This is a genomic window from Actinoplanes sp. NPDC049802 (genome assembly GCF_040656595.1).
GTDB lineage: Bacteria > Actinomycetota > Actinomycetes > Mycobacteriales > Micromonosporaceae > Actinoplanes.
Map to the genome: position 1 here is coordinate 51,238 of NZ_JBFAMR010000039.1, position 21,460 is coordinate 72,697.

At 73.3% G+C, this 21,460-nt stretch carries 12 protein-coding genes and 1 pseudogene; 6 read left to right on the top strand and 7 right to left on the bottom strand.

Translation table 11 applies throughout. The features are described from left to right. Nucleotides 1-249 precede the first annotated feature (249 nt). On the bottom strand, nucleotides 250-1,233 hold the full coding sequence (locus AB0I88_RS25245; protein WP_361029252.1) for a LacI family DNA-binding transcriptional regulator: 984 nt from the start codon (nucleotides 1,231-1,233) through the stop codon (nucleotides 250-252). Nucleotides 1,234-1,401: 168 nt separating this feature from the next. Between AB0I88_RS25245 and AB0I88_RS25250 the strand changes: the two genes are divergently transcribed. From AB0I88_RS25250 to AB0I88_RS25270, 5 genes are all read left to right on the top strand, one after another. Further along, a complete protein-coding gene (locus AB0I88_RS25250) occupies nucleotides 1,402-2,823 on the top strand; it encodes a DUF2252 domain-containing protein (RefSeq protein WP_361029222.1) in 1,422 nt (473 codons plus the stop codon). Between the two features lie 105 nt (nucleotides 2,824-2,928). Then, a complete protein-coding gene (locus AB0I88_RS25255) occupies nucleotides 2,929-3,336 on the top strand; it encodes a PPOX class F420-dependent oxidoreductase (RefSeq protein WP_361029225.1) in 408 nt (135 codons plus the stop codon). A gap of 3 nt (nucleotides 3,337-3,339) precedes the next feature. Continuing rightward, the gene (locus tag AB0I88_RS25260; protein ID WP_361029228.1) at nucleotides 3,340-4,302 is read left to right on the top strand and encodes a pirin family protein; all 963 of its coding nucleotides are present in this window, start codon (nucleotides 3,340-3,342) and stop codon (nucleotides 4,300-4,302) included. A gap of 457 nt (nucleotides 4,303-4,759) precedes the next feature. Next, nucleotides 4,760-5,197, top strand: a complete 438-nt coding sequence (locus tag AB0I88_RS25265; protein WP_361029231.1) for a hypothetical protein — start codon at nucleotides 4,760-4,762, stop codon at nucleotides 5,195-5,197. Nucleotides 5,198-6,948: 1,751 nt separating this feature from the next. Beyond that, on the top strand, nucleotides 6,949-12,984 hold the full coding sequence (locus AB0I88_RS25270; RefSeq protein WP_361029234.1) for a hypothetical protein: 6,036 nt from the start codon (nucleotides 6,949-6,951) through the stop codon (nucleotides 12,982-12,984). Between the two features lies 1 nt (nucleotide 12,985). On the opposite strand, the gene AB0I88_RS25275 is transcribed toward AB0I88_RS25270, so the two are convergent. The 6 genes and pseudogenes from AB0I88_RS25275 to AB0I88_RS25300 all read right to left on the bottom strand — a co-directional run bounded on the left by AB0I88_RS25275 (nucleotide 12,986) and on the right by AB0I88_RS25300 (nucleotide 19,363). Then, nucleotides 12,986-14,008 carry a GGDEF domain-containing protein gene (locus tag AB0I88_RS25275; protein ID WP_361029237.1) on the bottom strand — a complete coding sequence of 341 codons (1,023 nt, stop codon included), beginning with the start codon at nucleotides 14,006-14,008 and terminating at the stop codon, nucleotides 12,986-12,988. 63 nt (nucleotides 14,009-14,071) lie between these two features. Next, on the bottom strand, nucleotides 14,072-15,256 hold the full coding sequence (locus AB0I88_RS25280) for an ABC transporter permease (RefSeq protein ID WP_361029240.1): 1,185 nt from the start codon (nucleotides 15,254-15,256) through the stop codon (nucleotides 14,072-14,074). Then, nucleotides 15,252-15,935: pseudogene (locus AB0I88_RS25285) on the bottom strand (ABC transporter ATP-binding protein); the annotation flags it as partial. The pseudogene AB0I88_RS25285 and the gene AB0I88_RS25280, both read right to left, overlap by 5 nt. Next, nucleotides 15,932-17,320, bottom strand: a complete 1,389-nt coding sequence (locus tag AB0I88_RS25290) for an HlyD family efflux transporter periplasmic adaptor subunit (protein WP_361029243.1) — start codon at nucleotides 17,318-17,320, stop codon at nucleotides 15,932-15,934. The gene AB0I88_RS25290 and the pseudogene AB0I88_RS25285, both read right to left, overlap by 4 nt. 214 nt (nucleotides 17,321-17,534) lie before the next feature. Next, a complete protein-coding gene (locus tag AB0I88_RS25295) occupies nucleotides 17,535-18,248 on the bottom strand; it encodes a L,D-transpeptidase family protein (protein WP_361029255.1) in 714 nt (237 codons plus the stop codon). 275 nt (nucleotides 18,249-18,523) lie between these two features. Further along, the gene (locus AB0I88_RS25300; RefSeq protein ID WP_361029246.1) at nucleotides 18,524-19,363 is read right to left on the bottom strand and encodes a CAP domain-containing protein; all 840 of its coding nucleotides are present in this window, start codon (nucleotides 19,361-19,363) and stop codon (nucleotides 18,524-18,526) included. A gap of 301 nt (nucleotides 19,364-19,664) precedes the next feature. On the opposite strand from AB0I88_RS25300, the gene AB0I88_RS25305 reads away from it, so the two are divergent. Beyond that, on the top strand, nucleotides 19,665-21,044 hold the full coding sequence (locus AB0I88_RS25305; RefSeq protein WP_361029249.1) for an acyltransferase family protein: 1,380 nt from the start codon (nucleotides 19,665-19,667) through the stop codon (nucleotides 21,042-21,044). The last annotated feature ends 416 nt before the right edge of the window (nucleotides 21,045-21,460 follow it).

The following is a 21,460-nucleotide window of genomic DNA, read 5'->3' on the forward strand; positions in this document are numbered from 1 at the left end:
TACCGGCGACTAGCGGGCCCCAGGGCGGAGTATCGTCACCGAGAGTGGGCGATACAGCACGCTCTGCATGATCAGCTGACAAGGGACGTACCTCCGATGGGCGGCCGCGGCGGTGGCGGCGGCCACACCCCGACGGGAGGTCCCAAGTGTTATCGCTAACAAAACTCGTGTCAACGGCCGTCGGCAACAACGCGGTAACGGCTGATTAACCGATTCGCGCACCGGCCCGGAACACGGGCCGGACGACCCTCACGCCGGGCGCGCCACGCTTTCCCGGACGATCAGCTGCGGCGGCACGACGATCTGGTCGGCGGTGCCGGGATCGTCGCGCATCTGGCCCAGGAGCAGGCTCAGCGCGGCCCGCGCCACGTCACCGAAGGCCTGCCGGACGGTGGTCAGCGGCGGGATGAAGTAGGCCGCCTCGGGCACGTCGTCGAAACCGACGATGCTGACGTCGTGCGGCACCCGGCGGCCCCGCTCGTGCAACGCCCGCAGGATGCCGAGGGCCAGGTGATCGTTCGCCGTGAAGATCGCCGTGACCTCGGGCATCCGGGCCAGCATCTGACCGGTCCGGTACCCCTCGGCGGCGGACCAGTCGGCCGACAGCAGCGGCGGCACCTCGGCGCCGGCCTCCTGCAGCGTCTGCTTCCACCCCTGGATGCGGCCGGCCGAATCGAACCAGTCGGTCGGGCCGGACACGTGCCACACCGTCTCGTGACCGGCGTCCAGCAGGTGCCGGGTCGCCGCCCGGGCCCCGGCCACCTGATCGACGGTGACCAGGGGACGGCCGCTGGCCGGGTCGCCGTCGATGAACACCACCGGCACGTCGCCGGGGATCTCGGCCAGCGCCTCGGCGGCCGACGCCACGTTCGCGATCACCACGAGACCCGCCACCCGCTGATCGAGATGCCGGTCCACCACGGCGGAGATCGACGAGCGGTCCAGCTCCCGGACGCTGCCCACGCTGACCGCGAAACCGGCGTCCGCGGCGGCCTGCTCGAACTCGGTCAGCATGGAGGCCGGGCCGTACAGCGTGCTGTTGCGGGCGACCACGCCGATCAGCTGCGAGCGGCCGGTGACCAGCGCGCGGGCCGCCCGGTTGGGCCGGTAGCCGAGCTCGGCGATGGCGGCGCGGACCCGGATCCGGGTCTGCTCCTTGACATTGGGATGATCGTTGAGGACGCGTGAGACGGTCTGATGGGACACGCCGGCCAACCGGGCCACATCCGTCATCGCCGGGCTACGGCTAGCCTTGTCCACTTGCGCACCTCGTCCGGTCCGGTTCTGATGGAGCTTAACGCCGAACCGCCACCGGCCCGCGCCGGAGAAATGTTATCGATAACATCCGCTTTTCACGAGCCCCGAGCGGACGATCTCTGCCGGCACGTACGCTCGGCAGCGATGGAACCAGCGGTGACGATCAACGGGCCGGGTGTGCTCGGCAGCCTAGCGGACGAGGGATTCACCTCCTTACGCCGGGCTGCCGCCCCACGTGCCGAACGCTACGAGACGGGCCGGCGCCTGCGCGAGCGCTCCCCACGCTCGGACATGGCGCACTGGAACGCCCCCGACCGGCGCCCCGACCCGGTACGCCAGGTGGTCGCCTCCCACAAAGGGCGGCTCGACCACCTCGTACCGGTCCGGATCGGGCGCATGATCGTCTCCCCGTACACCTTCCTGCGCGGCACCGCCGGCCTGATGGCCGACGACTTCGCCGGCCTCCCCGCGACCGGCATCAGCCCGGTCATCTGCGGAGACGCGCACCTCGGCAACTTCGGCTTCTACGCCTCGCCGGAGCGGGAGCTGGTCTTCGACCTCAACGACTTCGACGAGGCGCACACCGGCCCGTGGGAGTGGGACCTGCGCCGCCTCGCGGTCAGCGTGCACGTCGCCGGCCGGGTCAACGGCTTCCGGGAGAGCGCCTGCTCGGACGCCGTGCGGCACTGCGTCGAGCAGTACCGGGTCCAGATCGGCTTCCTCGCCGACCAGCCGCTGCTGGCCCGCTCGTTCGACCAGCTCGACGTCGACGGGATGCGCTCGCACACCAGCCGCGCCAGCTTCCGCGACGAGATCGAGCGGGCCGCCCGGCGAGCCCGGCGGCGCACCAGCGACCGGGCGCTGCCCCGCTTCACCGAACGGCACGACGGCACCGCCCGGCTCGTCGAGGAGCCACCGCTGATCACCCGACTGCCGCCGGACGAACACGAACAGCTCGCCGAAGCGCTCGACGGATACCTCAACACCCTCAAACCCCACTGGGCGCGGATCCTCGGCGGCTACCGGATCGTCGACATCGCACACAAGGTCGTCGGCGTCGGATCGGTGGGGCTGCGGGCGTACGTCGCCCTGTGCGAAGGCAGCAGCAGCGACGACGTGGTGTTCCTGCAGCTCAAACAAGCCCGCCGGTCGGTCGTCGCGAAACACCAGCACGGCGACCTCGCCTGGCACCGGCATCAGGGCCAGCGGGTCGTCGAGTACCAGCAGGCGCTGCAGACCGTCAGCGACCCGCTGCTCGGCTGGACCACCGTCGGTGAACACCAGTACTACGTGCGCCAGTTCCGGGACATGAAAGGCGCCATCCTCATCGAGGACATCAACGCCGGAGCGCTCGCCGACTACGCCGGAATCTGCGGCTCGCTGCTCGCCAAGTCGCACGCCCGCACCAGCGGGGCGTCCATCATCGCCGGTTACGTGGGCGGCGGCGACAAACTCGACGAATCGCTCGGCCGGTTCGCGAAGGCGTACGCCGATCAGGTCGAAAGCGACCACGCGGCCCTGGTCACCGCGGTCCGCCGCGGCCGATTGCCGGCGGAGCCGGCGTGACCATCAGAACCCGACCCGGAGGTACGGCATGAGCGAGCTTGCGAGCGAATCATCGGGCTCAGTCTTGAACTCAAGGCGACGCCGGAGCGAAGCGGAGGCGTCGCCATGAGCGGCGTGATCCCGATCGACTCCCCCGCCCTCGCCGAATTCTGGGCCGAGCGGCACCTGTGCACCCTCACCACACTGCGCGCCGACGGCTCACCGCACGTCGTCGCGGTCGGCGCCACCCTCGACCCGGTCGCCGGCATCGCCCGGGTGATCTCCTCCGGCGGCTCCGCCAAGGTCCGCCACGTCCGGCGTGGACAGCGGCAGGTGGCGATCTGCCAGGTCGACGGCCGCCGCTGGAGCACGGTCGAAGGGCTCGCCGTGATCCGCGACGAGCCGGCCGCCGTCGCCGAGGCCGAACAGTGGTACGCGGGCCGCTACCGGGCGCCCCGTCCCAACCCGTCCCGCGTCGTCATCGAAGTCAAGATCACCCGGATTCTGGGGTCGGCGTCGCTACTACCCTCGTAGGGCATGAGCGCCTCGCTGTACTCCGCGGAACCCACCCCGGTCGGAGAACCGGACAGCGTCCTGCTGCCCGGCCACGACGTGCCGCTCGGGCGGTACACGACGGTCCGCCGCCTGCTCCCGCACCGGGAACGGCGGATGATCGGCGCCTGGTGCTTCGTCGACCACTTCGGGCCCGACGACGTCCGCGGCCGCCCCGGCATGCAGGTCCCGCCGCACCCGCACACCGGCCTGCAGACCGTCACCTGGCTCGTCGAAGGCCTCATCGAACACCGCGACAGCCTGGGCAGCCACCAGTACATCGCGCCCGGGCAGCTCAACCTGATGACCTCCGGGCACGGCATCGCCCACTCCGAATACACGCCGCCCGGCCATCCCGACGGCATGCACGGACTGCAACTGTGGCTGGCCCTGCCGGAACACGCCCGGCACGGGGCCGCCCGCTTCGAACACCACGAGGACCTGCCCGCCCACACCGACGGGCCGGTCACCGTCACCGTCGTCACCGGACGGCTCGGCGACCTGCGCTCCCCCGCCGGTGTGCACTCACCGCTCGTCGGAGCCGAGATCGACCACACCGCGGCGGCCGCGCACACCGTCACGCTGGCGCCGTCCTACGAGCACGGGGTGGTGGTGATGTCCGGGACCGCCACCGTCGACGGGACCGTGCTGTCGCCCGGGTCGCTGCTCTACCTGGGCGCCGGGCGTACGTCGCTGGATCTCGCGGTCGACGGGCCGGCGCGGCTGTTCCTGCTCGGTGGCGAACCGTTCGAGGAGCCGCTGGTCATGTGGTGGAATTTCGTCGGCCGCGACCACGACGACATCGTCCGGGCCCGCGACCAGTGGATGGCCGGCCTCGGCGCCGAACGCTTCGGCTTCGTGGGCGGTTGCGCGGCCGATCCGCTACCGGCTCCCGAGCTTCCGACGGTACGGCTGAAGGCGCGCGACCGGCACGGACGGACCTACTGAGCTCTCGTCCCGGCGGGGCATCGCGCTTCACTCCCGGTGCGGCAATGCGCTTCACATTCCGGCGGGGCATCGCGCTTCACTCCCGGTGCGGCAATGCGCTTCACATTCCGGCGGGACATCGCGCTTCACATTGCCGCACCACCGGCACCACCCGCCGGGTCCGGGCATGCCGCACCACCCGACCCATACGCCGGAGCCGGCCATGCCGTACCACCGGCTCCGCCCACCTAATCCGGCGATCTGTCACGAAACCGTCCGGATGGCGATGCGGGACGGTTAGACCGGCGGTCCACCACGGCGAGAAGTGGACGATCGGCTGGGCGGGGAAGCGGGAGATGTCACCGTCGAGGCGACTCTGCGCCGTTGTTCAGGGAGTCGCACAAAGTGCGTTGACGGGCGGCCGGCAGCGGCGGAAGGTCAGAGGTGGAAAGAGAACCCTCCGACGACGGAGGAACCCGTGACTCTCGTCGACGCCGGCAAGATCATCATCATTCTCGCGGCCCCGGGCGCCGTGATGGCCGGGGTGTGTTACGCGCCCCGCTGGTGTGCCGCTCTGACCGACCACTGGCGGCAGCGTCATCCGCCCGAACCGGCGCCCTACGGGCCACCGATCGAGCAGCTCGCCGCCGACCTGCGGCGGTTGCTCCGCCTGCACGGGGAGTTGGCCGCCTCCGCCCACTCGGCGATGTGCGCACACCGGGTGTGGGCGGTGGAGGCCGCCATCGGCGCCCGCGCGATCGAGGCGGCCGCCGCGCTCGGCGTGCCCCACCCGGATCAGTCCCGGGCCGCGGCGCTCACGCGTACTGAATTGTCCGCGCTCTTGACCCGGCTGGCCGCGGCGGGTCTCGTGCTGCCGGCCCGGGTCGGCGGATTCACCACCGACGGGCGGCTCTGAAGCAGAGGCGGCGGTGGGCCTGCACCCACCGCCGCCTCCGTCCCCGCCGGCAGGGAAGGAGGACCACCGGCCGGGAATCCCGGGAACAAAGCTCACCGCGACGTCCGGCATCGGCGGCCACCGCCGGGACCGGGAAGCACGCGGGTCCGAAACGGCGGTCTCCGCCGCCGCCGTCCACGAGACGCCATCCGTGGACCGGATTCGGGACGGGTGACCGGCCGCCCGGGAACTCCGGGGCGGCGGCGGATGCTCTCGCATCCGCCGCCCCCCGTACCCGAACCGGCAACCGCCACCAACCACCCGACGACGGGGGGACACCGTCAGGCGGCCGGCACCTGGGACCGCGGTCACCGACCGGGAGACAAGGGGCCGGGGTGGCGGCGGGCGCTGGAGTCCGCCACCACCCCTCAACCCGGTCGGGTGGAAGCCACCGGCCAACCGGAACGCGGGGGGACACGCCCATCGGCCGGTCTTGGGGGGCGACAACCCACCGACCGGGAAGTACAGGGTCAGGGCGGTGGCGGAAGGGGGATTCCGCCACCACCCCTCAACCCGGTCAGGTGGAAGCCACCGGCCAACCAGAACGCGGGGGGACACGCCCATCGGCCGGTCTTGGGGGCGACAACCCACCGACCGGGAAGTTCAGAGTCGGGGTGGTGGCGGAAGGGGGATTCCGCCACCACCCCTCAACCCGGTCAGGTGGAAGTCACCGGCCGCCGGCGGCAGGGGGATGCCGTCAGCGGGCCGGTAATGGGGGCGACAGCCACCGACCGGGAGGTCTCGGGTGTGGAGGGTGGGACGGTGGCGGGGAAGGAGGAACCCGCCACCGTCCGCCGCCCGGCGGCCACGGACCGTGCTGGCGCACGGACCGGGCGCCGGGCATGGAGCGGCCAAGAACCGGGGAGAACACTGGCCGCCTGCCGGGCAGGACTAGAAGTGAGCCGTGGAGGACGGCGACGGGAGATGGGCTCCCGCCGCCGCCTCCTGTCCCGGCCCCGTGCCGAACCGCCAACCGCGGAAGAGACGAGGGGGGCGTCGTCTCCGCGGAGATCGTTTACGGGCACGGTCGCGGCCACCGGACTGGGGGGCGGTGACCGCCGGCCGGGTGGCCGGGGGGCTCGACCCGGGCGTGGGGCCCGGGAGGTCTGCACAGAAATTCCCGCCGAGGACATCGTCGGCCGCAGCGGGGCGCCCGGTCCGAGAACCAGGCGCCCCTCAACCGTGCCAGGTGAGAAGTCCTTGATCCGCAGTTGTCCAGGGTGGCCTTCGACACTTCGGAGTCACCTGTTCAGGGTCGCCCGCAAGTTCTTAGCTCTCCTGAAAGGAAGCTTAAAAGGCTCTTAAGTCGTTACCCGTGGCGTCACCCCGAAGAGGCGATTCTCGTTGATCGGGAAGCTCCCGCGGAGCGTCTTCCGGTGGTCGTCCGAACATCGTCATAGTCACTGCTCAAACCGTTGAACCGGGCAGGTCCGCCGGACGTATACCCCGGTGATCGCGCTATCCCGGCGGGCTGCGGCGCCGGGACGATCGACGCTCGCGGGCCGTCCGCGAGGCCGGTGACGGGGTTCCGCAGAGCGGTGGCGCACTTCGCAAATCCGTGGTTAACCTTCCACATCCACCACGTGGCAGGCATTGATCGCGGAGTCCGAGGGGCGGGCACCGGGGGTGCGGAGGTGGGACAGCATGAGGACGGTGGCACGGATGCGGCGTCGGGGCGATGGGACTATCCCCAGCCGGTCTGAGGCCGCGTCATGAGCTTCGAAGACGACGAGTACTGGGAGGACGAGTACAGCGAGTACTCGTTCATGCCGAGTTCCGCGGTCGTCCAGGAGAATCCCTACACCAAACGTACGGTTCCGGACCCGGTCATCCCGACCCGCCGCCGGTCCGGAGGCCCTGCCGACGACGCCGCCGTACAACGCGCCAAACGGGCCGCGTTCGACAGCGAACGGCCCAGCTGGCTCGACGACCCCGACTTCGAACCGATCGACACGTCCGTCGACAACCTGGCCGGCGACGACTTCGACGACATCGACTTCAACCGCCCCGAACTCGGCGTCGACTTCGACAAACCAGACTTCCCGATCGTCGATCCGGCCGCGCGTCCCGAGTTGCGCCGCGGCGCCGCCCCACAGCGACGGGGGGCCGACCGCTACGAGCGCACCCCCGGGCACCGCGCCGACGACCGTGAGCCGGGCCGGTACGCCGAGCCACGCTACCCCGACGATGCGCCCGCCCGCCGCGACGACTACGAGCGCGGCTACCGCGACGAGTGGGACGACCGTCGGCAGCCCTCCCGCCGAGGTCGCGACGACCGCCGTGAGCCGGTGCGCGACGACCGCCGCGAGCCGTCCCGTGGGAACCGCCGCGAACCGTCCCGTGGGGACCGGCGGGACTGGAACGAACCGGTACGCGACGACCGCCGGGACCCGCACTCCGACTGGGCGGGCCCCCACGATCCGCGGGACTCCCGCGACCCGCGGCGCGGCGAACGGCACGACACCGCGCGGGCGGACTGGGCCGAGCCGCCCCGCCGCGACGACACCCGCCCCGAATGGGCCGAGCCCGCACGCGACGGCCGCCCGCCGCGTGACGACCGGCGCGGCCGCCGGACCGTCGAGATCGGACCGGACGAGCTGTGGGGCGACGAGCGCGACCCCGGCCGGGAGCACACCGCCGAGCCGCCCCACGAAGAGGAACGGCCCGGCATCGGGCGGACCATCGAGCTGGGCGCCGACGAATTCTGGGAGGAGCCCGCGGCTTCGCGGGACAACGTCACCGAGCTCGACCCGGAGCGCCGGCGCGCGCGGCGCCAGGCGTCCCGCGGCGAGCGTGCCGCGCCGGACTGGAACGACGAGGACTTCGGGCCGATCCGGCCGGCCGGTGGGCGCCGTCCGCGACGCGACGACACGGAGCCCCGGCGCGCTGCCGCGCCTCGCCGCGACGACCTCGCCGCCAGTGGTCACGCGCAGATGCCCGTTCCGGGTCAAGACCGGTCCATGGGTACGGACGACCGGTTCGACTCCTACCGCGACACCCTTCCGGCGGGCGGTACGGGCCGTCCCGCCCTCGAGCCGGATCACCGTCCCGTCGCCCGTGACGACAAGGGCGACCGGCAGCGTCCGCGTGTCCCGGAACCCGCCGACCGGCAACGTCCCGTGGTCCCGGAGCCGGGCGATCCGCAGCGTTCCGGCGCCCCGGAAACCGGCACAGCACCGCCGCTCGGCGCCCCGGAAGCCGGCGAATGGCAGCGTTCCGGCACAGCACCGCCGCTCGGCGCCCCAGAGGCCGGCGAATGGCAGCGTTCCGGTGTCCCCGAAACCGGCACAGCACCGCGGCCCAGCACCCCGAAGGCCGACGAATGGCAGCGGGCCGCAGCGGCGCGAGCGGGTGATCGGCAGCGTGACGGTGTTCCGGGCGCCGGGGGCCACCGGCAGCGCGAGGTGGACGACGCCGGCAGCCCGCAGGTTGGCGAGCAGCACCAGCGATTCACCGCTCCCGAGGTGGGCGGGCCGCGTGTGGCGGATGGCGCACACCCCGGGGTATGGGACACGGCCGAACAGCGTGTGGCCGGTGGCGCGTGGGCCGACGGCCCGGACGTGCCTGCTCCGGGCGCCGGTGGACGTGAGGCGGATGCCGCCGGGCGTGAGGCGGCTTCGACCGGACGGCGCGGGGCCGCGGCGCCGGATCAGACGGCCGGGACCTCCGCGCCGGGACCCGAGGTTCCGCCCGCCGAACTGCCCGCCCACCAGCGCGGTGGCCGGAGCGTCGCCGCCTACGAGGACGGGCGAGGCGCGTTCCCCGCCGCGGCCGGTGATCAGAGGCTTCCGGATCAGGGTCGGGCCGCGGGACGTGAGCGGTCCGGGCCGGTGGCCGCCGGGTCAGCGCAGGCATCGGCCCCCGAGGCCCCGCGCGAAAGCACCGAGCAGCGGGGCGGCTGGCGGTCGAAGGTGGGTCGCCTCCTGCCCGGCCAGCGGCGGGTGGCCGCGAACGGAACCACGGATCCGACAGTCGACCTGAGCGGCCGTGCCGACCGCGGCGTCGACCGGCCCGGCGGGCCGCAGAACCCCGCGGCCGAGCAGGACCGCACGCCGCGCGGCCCCGGCAACGAACACGACCGGCCCACGCCGGGACCCGGCGCCCAGCAGAGCCAGGCCGCGCAAGGCATCCCCGTCCCGCAGGGACGGACCCCGCAAGACCCCAGCGTTCGGCAAGGCCAGGCCGCACGGGGCTTCGGCGACGAACACGGCGAGGGCGCACAGAACCCGGGCACACACCAGGGCTGGGCCGAACAGGACTACCGCAACGAACACGACGAGGGCCCACACAACCCGGGCACACGCCAGGGCTGGGCCGCACAGAGCTACGGCAACGAACACGACCGGCCGGCACCCGACCCCGCCACCCGGCAAGGGCCGGGCCCACGAGGCATCGGCGACGAACACGGCCGGGGGCGGCAGGCCCACGACGCCACGCGGTCCGCGGAACGCTACGGGTCCGTGAACGAGCAGGGCCGGGACCAGCAAGGCCCGGCCGCTGAACGCGGTCGGGGCCGGCAGGTTCCGGTCGGCGAGCGGGACCGGCAGACCTTCGGCGCGCCGGTGGACACCGAGCGCCACGGCCCGCAGGTGGCCGGACCTGACGGCGACGCCGGCCGGGAACGGCCCGGGGCCGGGGCCGAGGAGACCCGGGATCTGCGGGAGGCCGGTCTCCGGCAGGGGCCGGACGGTGAGGCTTCCAGCGCGACCGGCTCCCCGGCCACAGGGAACGACGGGCCCCGGGTGGTCCGGCGGGCTGCTCCGCCCGCACCACCGAAGGTTGTGAGCCAGGCCACTCCGCCGCCCGCGCCTCGCGTGATCAAGGCGGACCCGCCGGTGGCGCCGCGGGTTGTCGCCGCGCCGGCGCCGGTTCCGCCGGCTCGGGTGATCGGGCCGAACGGGCCTCAGCCGCCCGTCGAACCCGCCCGCCCGGCGGCAGAGGCTGCCGCGCCTCAGTCCCCGGATGACCGGCGATGGGGTGGGACGGATGCCGGCCCGCACGCCGCGGGAGCCCCGGAGAATCCTGCCTCGCGACGGGGCGGTCCTGGAACGCCGCATGACGCAGCGGCACAGTGGGGTGGTTCGCAAGCCGCATCGCGTGCCGGGACGCCGCACGATCCGGTCGCCGCGCCGTGGTCCGCGAGCGCGGGCGAGCAGGCTGGTGGCCGGTGGGGTACGCCCGCCGACGGCGACGTGCCGGTCGACCCGCGGCGTGCTGGCGAGGCCTGGCAGACGGGCGATCCCTACGTGACCGGCGAGATCCGGCGGCCGGACGAGGTCCAGCCGGATGTTCCGCAGCAGCGTTCCCGGCGGTCGCCCCGGGCGGCCCACGTCTTCCTCGCCGAGGGGGACGGGCCGTGGGCGATCATTCCGGACGAGACTCAGCCACCCGCCGGGTCGCGGCCGGTGTCCCCGGCCCGGCCGCCGGTGATTCCCGGTCAGGGCGGTACGGGGCAGCCGGCGCCCGGGTCGGCTTGGCCTCCGCCGGTTCGGCCGCCGGCTCAGGACGGCGTGCCGAGCCGGCCCGGCATTCCCGTCCAGCCCGGAACAGCCGCGCAGCCCGTAACCATGGGCCAGCACGGCATTCCGGTCCAGCCGGGAACACCTACGCCACCTGGAACCGCTGGCCAGCACGGCGGCCCCGTCCAGCACGGCGTTCCGGTCCAGCCGGGAACGGCCACGCAGCCCGGTACGCCGGTTCAGCCGGGGTCCGGTGCGGCGGTCGCGTGGCTACCCGCTGTGCGACCGGACGCTGACCAGCCGGTGTCGGAGGCCCCGGCCCAGCCGCATGCGGCGCGACCGGAGAACGCTTGGCCGCCCGCCGCCACGCAGGGGCCGTCCAGCGCCGGCCGGGCGACTTCCGGAACGGCGTGGCAGGGAACCGGTCAGCAGCCGCCCGCGACCGGGTGGCCGACCCCGCCGGGTTCGGGCCGGCCGGTTGCGGAAGAACCGGGTTGGAACGCCGCGACGCCGATCTCGGTGCCGCCGGTGAACGCGGCCGATGGTGGCCGGTCCCGGCAGTCCGGCGGGGACGGCACCGCGCCAGCGGCGCCGGTTTCCGGATCGCCCGCCGCGGGCGGCCCAGGTCAGGCTCCGGCCGACCCGCAGCCCACGTACACGCCCGGATCGCAGCCCGCGAGCCCTCCCGATCCGCAGCCCACGTACACGCCCGGATCGCAGCCGACGAGCCCTCCCGATCCGCAGCCCACGAACGCGCCCGGATCGCAGCCGACGAACCCAGTCGGTGCCCAACCCACGAGCGCGGCCGGTCCGCGTCCCACGAGCCCGGCCGGTCCCGGAGCGGCCCGCGCGGCGTCACTCGGCGATCTTCCCGCCGCTGGGCGTGAGGCGGGCAGCGCCAAGCCGCAGAGCGCCGGACCGATGTCACCGCGGGCAGGCACGCCGGACGGTGACCGTACCGCCGCGGACCGGGCCGGAACGCGGTCCGGTCCGGTCGGCCACACCGCGGACGTGGCTCGCCGGGAGAACCCGGCCGATGTGCCGGGGACGAACGGAGATCAGGCCCGGGGCGGAGGCTCCGGTGGACGGCCGACGGTGGCGATGCCGCGGCCTGCGGCGGACCCCGGCAAGGGCGAGACCGCGTCCCGGGAGCGGATCGGCTTCCCGTTGACCCGGCCGGGAGCGAACACCGCGCCCGGTCAGGGTGCCGCGCCGGACCAGCCCACCGGAACAGGCGACAGGCCCACGCCGGAACCGCTCACCGGTACGGACGACGGGCCCACGCCGGACCAGCCGTACATGGACGCGGACGGGACGTTGCACAACCTGCGGCCGATCGCCCGGCTGGAGACGTCGGGGCCGGACACCGAGCCACGGCGGTACGCGGACTCGGCGCTGGGCAGCGGCTGGTTCGTCGCCAAGACACCGGCGAGGACCGGCGGCGCCGGGACCGAGGCGGGCGAGAGCGGGGACGAGCCACCGGCGACGGCCCCGGAGCAGCCGGCGACAGCGAAGGCCGAGGCGGCGACGATGAAGGCCGGGAAGACAACGGCCGCGACGGGCGAGAGCAGCGAGGGCGAGCGGTCCGAGGGCCCGGAACTGGCCCCGCATCTGCCGCTGACCGCCGCCGATCTCTCCGCGATCCGCTGGCGGCTGGACGGTGGCACGCTGCGCGAGGTGGTCGACGACCGCAACGCGTTGCGTGAGCTGGGCGAGCGCCTGGACGGCCCGCTGGCCGAGGAGGCCGACAACATCGTCAAGGCGGGGCTTCTGAGCGTACGCGCGGAGGTGTACCGCCTGCTGGGAGAGCTGGGCATGGCCGCGGCGGCCGCCCGGCTGGCCCTGGCGCACGCCGAGTCGGCGCGGGACCTGCAGTCGCAGGTGATCGCGCAGGCGGAACTGGCGCACGTGCTGCGGCTGCGGGGCGACTACATGGAGGCGGACCGGCTGTTCCAGCGGGCGGTGGACGCGGACGTGCCGGCGGCGGTGCGCAGTGTGGTCCACGAGAACGCCGGGCGCAGCTGTTTCGACCAGAACCGGCACATGGAGGCGCTGGACCATTTCGCCCGGGCGATCCGGCTGGGTTCACCGGAGGACACCGATCTGGTGGAGCGGATCGGGGTGTGCCTGGAGGCGGTCTACATTCACGTGCTGCGGGACGGTTGGGGCCCGTACCCCCGGAAGTCTCCGGAGATCAGGGCGCCGCTCGGCGCGCGCCCGGCTGCCGAGGGTGAGGAGGCGCTCACCGAGTCGACGGCCGAGCATCCGGTGGTGGATCCGAAGGGCTGAGTCAGACGGCCACGGCTGCCGGGGTGGCGAGCATGCTGCGGCCGCGCCCGCCTTCCTTGGCCTGGTAGAGGGCGGCGTCGGCGGCGCGCTGCAGTTCTTCGGTGCCGGTGGCGTGGTCGGGGGCGACGGCGATGCCGATGCTGAGCCGGGGTGGTCCGCACGGCAGGTCGGTGGCTGCCGCGACCCGGGTGCGGACGGTCTCGGCGTAGTGGACGGCGGCGTACGGGGCGGCGCGCAGCAGGACGGCGAACTCGTCTCCGCCGAGCCGGGCGACCATGTGCTCACGGTCCTCGGCGGCGGCGCGGAGGGCGTCGGCGACGGTACGCAGTGCGCGGTCCCCCACAGCGTGCCCCCACGTGTCGTTGATCGTCTTGAAGTGGTCGACGTCGATCATCACGAGGGCGTACGGGTCCTGCGGCCCGGCCCGGGTGACGGTGCGGTCGAGTTCGGCGTCGAAGGCGCGCCGGTTGGCGGCGCCGGTGAGCGAGTCGGAGGTGGCCTGGGTCTCCAGCACGCCGCGAAGCCGGTCGTTGCGTTCGCGGAGGCTGGCCACGACGATGGCGGTCATCGACATGGCGACGGTGATGGCGAGCCAGTCGAGCAGGCCCTCACCGTTGTCGGTGTACTGGAAGGCGACGATGGCGTGCCCCGCGGAGATCGCCGCGATGAGCAGGGCGGTCGTCACGCGGCCGAGGAACGACGCGGCGTAGAGCAGCGGCCACAGGTAGAACAGTTGCGGGCCGAGCGTGGCGTCCTCGGTGGCGACGTTGAGCCCGGTGATCACGGTGACTCCGAGGAACGGCACGGCCGACCAGAAGTAGGCGGGCAGCTGCTCCGGCCGGCGCAGGCAGACCACGCCGATCACGAACAGGGCCAGCGAGGTGACGCCGAGCGCGATCAGCTGGGGCAGCGGATCGTCCGTCTTCATGAACACGCCGGTGATGAGATTGTACGGTCCCGCCGCCAGCATCAGGTAGGCGACGGCACGGGCGGCGCCGTGCAGGTCACGCAGCCGAGCAGGCAACTGTTCTCCTCCGGGATCCGATCCGAAACCACAGTTCGGTACGCCCGGGCGCGACCTGAGGGGTTACTCGGTACGCAGCGCCACGACCGGGTCGAGACGGCCGGCCCGCTGCGCCGGGACGACACCGAAGATGATCCCGACGGCCGCCGACACTCCGAAGGCCAGGGCCATGGACCACCAGGTCAGGGCGGCCGGGACAGGGCTGAGCCGGTCGACGAGCAGGGCCGAACCGCCGCCGAGGAGCATGCCGAGCACGCCGCCGGTGGTGGTGAGCAGGACGGCTTCGAGGAGGAACTGGACGCCGATGTCGCGGGGCCGGGCGCCGACCGCCTTGCGCAGGCCGATCTCCTTCGTCCGTTCGCGGACCGAGACGAGCATGATGTTGGAGACACCGACGCCGCCGACGAGCAGGCTGATCCCGGCGATGGCGGCGAGCACCCCGGTCAGCACGCCGAGGATGTCGCCGAGCACACCGAGGATCTGTTCCTGGGTGACGGCGGAGAAGTCGGTGTCCGGGTGCCGTTCGGTGAGGGCGGCGACGACGGCGGTGGAGAGCTGGTCGATGCGTTCCCGGTCGGGGGCGCGGATGGCGAGGCCGTCGATGCGCTCGGTGCCGAGCAGTCGCTGGGCGGCGGTCACCGGTACGTGCACCTCACCGTCCCGATCCACGCCGAGGCTCTGCCCGAGCGGCTCGAACGTGCCGATCACCCGGAACCGGACGCCCCCGATGGTGATCTGCCGCCCGATCGGGTCACGGTCGCCGAACAGTTGCCGGGACAGGCCGTCGCCGAGGACCGCGACCCGCCGTCCGGTGCTCACGTCCGTACGCGTGAGGTAGGTCCCCCGGTTGAGCCGCCGCACGAAGACGGTCGGCGTGGTCTCGAGGACGCCCTGCATGCTGGCGAACCCGGTACGCGATCCGGCCCGTACCGTCTCTCCGGAGTTGATCGTGACCGCGACCCGCGCCCGGTCGCCGACCACCCGGGTGACCGCGTCGACGTCGTCGAGGGTGAGCGGTGACGAGGTGGGCGCGGCGCCGGCCTGGAGCCGGCCGGGCACGACGATCAGCAGGTTGGAGCCGAGGCCCTCGACCTGCCGTTCGATCTGTTCCTTGGTGCCGGTGCCGATGGCGACCAGGGCGACCACGGCGGCCACTCCGATGACGACGCCGAGCATGGTGAGCAGGCTGCGCAGCCGGTTGGCGCGCAGCGCGTCGAGGGCGACCCGCCACGCCTCAGCGACTCGCACTGATCAGCCCGTCCTTCATCACGATCTGCCGGCGGGCGCGGTCGGCGACCTCCCGGTCGTGGGTGACGAGGACGACGGCGACGCCGTCGTCGTTGAGTGATTCGAGCAGGGCCAGCACGGACTGGCCGGTGGCCGAGTCGAGGTTGCCGGTGGGCTCGTCGGCGAGCAGCACCGACGGGCCGGTGACCAGGGCCCGGGCGATGGCGACGCGCTGCTGTTCGCCGCCGGACATCTGGTTGGGGCGGTGGGTGGTCCGGTGGGCGAGGCCGACGCGTTGGAGCATGGCGGTGGCGCGTTCCCGGCGTTCGCGGCGCCCGATGCCGCGGTAGACCAGGGGCAGGCCGACGTTGTCCTGCGCGGTGGTGCGGGCCAGCAGGTGGAACGACTGGAAGACGAACCCGATCGTGGTGTTGCGCAGTTCGGCGAGCTCGTTGGGGGTGAGCCGGGCGACGTCGCGGCCACCGATCAGCAGGGTCCCGCCGGTGGGCCGGTCCAGGCCGCCGAGCAGGTGCATGAGTGTCGACTTGCCGGAGCCGGAGGTGCCGACGATGGCCACGTAGTCGCCGGGTTCGACGGTGAGCGAGACGCCGCGCAGCGCCGGCACCGAGACGCCGTCCAGTTCGTAGGTGCGGCTCACGTTGTCGGCGACGATCGCGGGAGCGCTGCCCGATGCGCTCATGGCGCCTCTTCGCCGGCGCTCACCTGGTCGGCGCCGGCGATCACCACCCGCTCCCCCGCGCCGACGCCGGACAGGATCTGCACGGTGTCCTCGCCCTGGACGCCGAGGCGCACCGGGACGGCCGTGTACCTCCCGTCGCGGACCGCCCAGACCGTGTCCCGGCCGTCGGCGCTGACCACGGCGGAGGCGGGCACGGTGACCGCGCCGGCGGCCTGCCGCACCTTCAGCCGGATCACCGCGCTCATCCCGGGACGGGGGTCGGGGGCGGCCTCGCCGCTGTCCGGGAAGTCGCCGTCGCCGAGGTCGAGGCGGACCCGGTAGGAGACGCCGCCGCGGGCCGAGGTGGTGGGCAGCAGGTCGACGGCACGGACCGTGGCCGGGTAGCGGGCGCCGGGGGCGGCGTCCAGCTCCACCTCCGCCTCGACGCCGCCTTCGACCAGCAGCACGTCGGTCTCGTCGACCTCGGCGGAGAGCCCGAGACGCCCGGTGTCGACCACGGTGATCACCGGGGTGCCGGCCGCCACGTAACCGCCCTCCGGCACGGCGGCGTCCACCCCGGACGACACCGTTCCGCCTGCTTGCGGGACCTGGCCGCCGCTCTCCAGCAGCCCGGCCAGGGAGCCGCCGCCGGTCTGGGGCGGCCCGCCGTACTGCACCACGCCGGAGACGGGGGCTTTCAGGGTGAGGGCGTCGACGGCGGCGTCGGCCAGCTCGTACGCCTGCTCCGCCTGCAACCGCTGCGCCGCGGAGAGGGCGCCCATGGCGCGGCCGAGCGACGCGACGCCGCGCTGCACCGACCGCAGCGCCGCGGCGGAGGCGGCGGACGCGGTCTCGTACTGTTTCTCGGCCGCGTCGACCTGGCGCAGCAGCGCCTTGCGGACCTGCTGGTCGGCGATCTTCCCGGCCGCGTCGCGGGCCTGTTCGAACGCGTCCGCCGCCTGCTCGTCGGTCCGCTGCCGCACCGCCGTGAACTCGGCCGTCCCGCCGATCCCGACGCCACCGCCGGACGGCGCCTGGTCGAGGGCCTCTCCGGCCGCGTCGCGCCGCCGGATCAGCTCCGGCGAGTCGATCACGGCGAGCACGTCGCCCTTCCTCACCGCCTCGCCCGGCTCCACCATCAGCTCGCGGAGGGTGCCGGCGGCCGGGGCGGTCAGGGTGGCGGCGGTCCGGGCGGTCACCGTGCCGGGCGCCTCGACGATCTCGTCGACTGTCCCGACCTCGGCCGATCCCAGCCGCACGGCGCTCGCCTCGTCGTCGCAGGAGGCGCCGGTCTGCAGCAGCAGGAGGACACCGAGGGACAGGATCACGGCACGTGAGCGGGCGCGAGACACAGAGGCCACTCTATGCCGGGAAAACCCCTGTCTCGTACGGCTACGCGTCCCCATTCGACAAGGGGTCGCGATCAGTCGCCCACCCCGGGCCGTCCGGCGCCACCGACAGGCGTGTGGGTTTCGGGTGCGTACCGCACCCGAACCCCACACGGTCGAGAGCTCGCCTCCGGCGTGGATGTCCCGCATACCGGGTGTTGCGCGCCGTGAAGAACAAGCGTGTGGGTTTTGGGTGCGGTACGCACCCGAAACCCACACGCCTGTCGGTGGATCAGGTGCCGGGACGGCGCCCGAACACCTTCACCGTCATGCCGATCCTGCCGATCTCGTAGTACAGCTTCGCGTCGGACTGCAGCAGGTTCACGCAGCCGTGCGACCCGCGCCACTTGTCGTGGATGTAGGTCGTGGTCTGGTGGAAGCCCCGCCCGCCGATGAAGCGCTGCCAGTACGGCAGCCACACCTCGTACGGGTCGGACCACTCCTTCTTCGTCCGCTTGTTGATCGAGAAGGTGCCCGCCGGGGTCCGGTAGCCCTTGTACCCGGTGCGGGTGACGGTCGGCTTGGTGTGCACCTTCCCGTTCTTCATCACCCACGTCGTCTGATGTGTCAGGTCGACGCAGAAGGTGATGCCCTTCTTCTTCGGCTTGCAGGACGACGTCTTCGTCGCCGCCAGTCGCTTGGCGACGTCGTTGGTGGTCGGGCCCGCGAGTCCCTTGGCCGGCTGGATACCGAACCGCTTCTGGAACTTCACGATCGCGGCACAGTCGGCGGCGGACTGCTTGCCGTCGACCGTCACCGTGCCGTACCCGCCCAGCTGCTTGAGGTAGCCCTCGACCTGCTTCTGGTACTTGCCGGTCGCGCACGACGCGGCGGCCGCCTTGGTGACCACCGAGGTGGTCACGGCCGCGGTCACCGGCGCGGCGGCGCCGGCGCTCGCCGGCGTCAGCGCGAAAGCGCCCAGACCGCCACCCACCAGCGTCGCCATGACGGCGCCGGTGAAGCGGGCGGAAACCCGTCTCGTTGCCAAATCTCATCCCTCCCCAGGATGAGGTTCGTTCGCGACCGGCCTGGAGCCGCGGCTCGCGTGAGTCACGCACTCCGGTCCCCACCGTCGCGAACGAACCTCACGAGTGTCCGCACATGGAAGCACAGCCGTCCCACCGGTGACCTGTGGGGAAGGACGGTGACATGAAACCGGTATGCCATCGGCACACCGCATGTCCGCTTGAGCGAACTCCGCCTACGGGGAGTGAGGATCAGTCAACGGGGAGTGGCGAGCTCCTGCACCCAGTACGGCGTGCCGCGATCCGACAGGGCCAGGCCCACACCCATCTGGTCGAGACGGCAGTCGAGGATGTTCCGGCGGTGGCCGGGGCTCTCCATCCACTCGTTCATCACCTGGTACGGGCTGTCCTGGCCACGGGCGATGTTCTCCCCGTAGCGGCTCCACTCGTAGCCCGCGTCGGTCACCCGTGATCCGGCCCGCTCGCCGCGCGGCGACTCGTGGTCGAAGTAGCCGCGCCGGGCCATGTCGGCGGCGTGCCGGTTGGCCGCCTCGATGAGCCGCCGGTCCAGGGTGAGCGGGCCGCAGCCGGCGTCCCGCCGATGCCGGTTGGCCAGCGCCAGGATCTGCTGCTGCACCGGGGCCTGCGGGCTGGACGAGACGGACGCCGCGGTGATGGCGGTCCGGGACGCGGCGATCGGGTCACCGGCCGGGCGGGCGGCACGCCGCAGGGGCTCCTCGGCCGGCGCTTCCAGCGAGAACCGGCCCTGAGACGGTTCGCCCCGGGTCGGGTCATCCCGCGACGGCTCGTCCCGGGACGGATCATCCCGCGACGGGTCATCCCGGGACGGCTCAGCCTGCGATGGCCCGTCCGCGGACGGCTCCCGCCCGGGCGGTGACACCGAACTGTCCGAAGGGGACGGGGCGCCGCCCCAGCCGGTGAGCGTCGCGTCGTGGCCGGGCAGCGCCCGGTCACCGGACCGCTGTGCTTCGCCGGGCTGGCCCACCGGAGGCTCGTACGCCAGCGCCCGCGCGGTGAACCCTCCCGCGACCAGCGCCAAGGCGGCCACACCGAGCACCACCGAAGGTTTCCGCATACCCCGTCGACCCCTCGTCTCACCGGCGCTCCGGCCGTTCCGGGGCGCTCGCCGGTTGACCAACTCCGGTGGACGATCACCGGTCACTGGCCCGGATTCCGGCCGGCCCGCCCCCGGATTCCGCCCGGAACCCCCCGAGATCCCGCTGAGCTGCGCAGACGTGGAGAACCGGGAAGCACACACGTCGCACACCCACACAGGATTCCGGCATTCTTCCTCCTACCGGGGTAACCCGCTCAGGCGTTCTTGCCGACCGCCCGGAGGGTCCCGGCGGCGCGTACGCCGTCGCTACGGTTTCGCGGTGCGCAATCGATACCTGGACGTGCTCCGTGCCGCCGCCATCGTCCGGGTCGTCGTCTACCACCACTTCGGATGGCCGTGGCTGTCCGTGGTCCTCCCCGCCATGGGCGTCATGTTCGCGGTGGCCGGCTCACTGACCGCCGCCTCGCTGAGCAGGCGCGCGGCCGGGCCGGTGGTCGTCTCCCGGCTGCGCCGCCTGCTTCCTCCGGTGTGGCTGCTCGGTCTGGTGACGGTGCCCGTGATGCTCCACTTCGGATGGGCGTCACAGACCGGCGGCGAGCACCCGTTCCGGCCGGCCACCCTGCTGTTCTGGGTGCTGCCGCTGGGTGACCCGCCGGGCAGCGACGAGGCGGCGTTCGTCTGGGACGCCCTCTGGTACGTCCGCACCTACCTGTGGCTGGTGCTGCTGTCCCCGCTGCTCTACCCGCTGTTCCGGCGGGTGGGCTGGCCGCTGCTGGCGGCGCCGCTGCTGGGGATGGCCGTGCTGCAGCGCGGCGACTTCGGCCTGCCCGGATCGGTGGAGTCGGCGCTGTGGGACCTCACCACGTACGGCGCGTGCTGGCTGGCCGGGTTCGCGCACCGGGACGGCCGGCTGGGCCGGATGAGCCCGGGACTGACCGTGGCGGCGTCCGCGGCGCTCGGCGGTCTGGGGTTGTACTGGCTGGCGCAGGGGCACGCGGACACCGGATGGGACCTGAACGAGGCGTCCGAGGCGCAGGCCGTCTACTCGCTCGCCGCGGTGCTCCTGCTGCTGCGCTGGGAGCCGTCGACCGCCTGGCTGTCCCGGTCGCGCCCGGCCGCCCGGCTGGTCACGCTGTTCAACGCGCGGGCGGTGACGATCTACCTGTGGCACGGCGTGGCGATCGCCGCGGTGTGGCCGCTGCTGGAGCGCATTCACTTCGACGACCTGAACGGCCTGCTGGAACCGCCGGTGACGCTGGCCGTGGCGTTCGGGCTGACGGCGGTGGCGGTGGCCGTCTTCGGCTGGGCGGAGGATCTGGCGGCCCGCCGTCGGCCCCGGCTGTGGCCGGGTGGCGACGGGACGGACCGGGGCGAGCCGGCCGGGGATCCGCCCGCGGCGCCGCGCACCGAGCCGGTGGCCGGGCCGGGCGCGCCGATCCCGGCGGGCTGGCCGGAGGTGGGGCGTGGCGAGCCGGCCCCGTCGCCGGATCCGCTGTCCGACGCGGTCACCCGGCGGATCACGGCGGCGCAGCGGGGCGATCTGCCGGTGGCGGGCCGTCCGGTGCCCGGCTACGGGTCGGCCCGGGAGGGGTACGGCGGCGCGCCGTGGGCCGGGCACACCCCGGCGCGAGACTCCGCCGGGGACTCGCCGGACCGTCCGCTGCCGCTGCGTTTCAGCCGGCCGGACGGCGGCGCCTGAGCAGGCCGGTCCCGGCGCGCGGAGGGCGGCCGCACGCCGGGACCGGCCGACCCGCCGGGGACGGCCGGCCTCACGAGCCCGGAACAGCCCCCACAACCAGCCGCCGGCGACCCCACACACGCCGACCACCAAGGGGCGGCCGCTCCGCGTACCGGGTGCTGGTCCGCCGTCCCTGTTCGGTGTGGCCGGCGGTCCCGTACCATGAAAAATGGTCACAAATGGTAGTAAGACCATGAGAGGCCGCTAAGCCGGGAAAGGCGAGCTAAGCTCGCAAAAAACCGGCTAGGCTGGTGTTGTGGTAGGGCAAGACGGGGACGCGGTGACTCCGGCGCCGGGCGCCGGCCGAGACCGGCAGCTCGCGAGCGAATCATCGGGCCCGGCTCCGGCTCATGACGGCGGCATGAGCGATCAAGGAC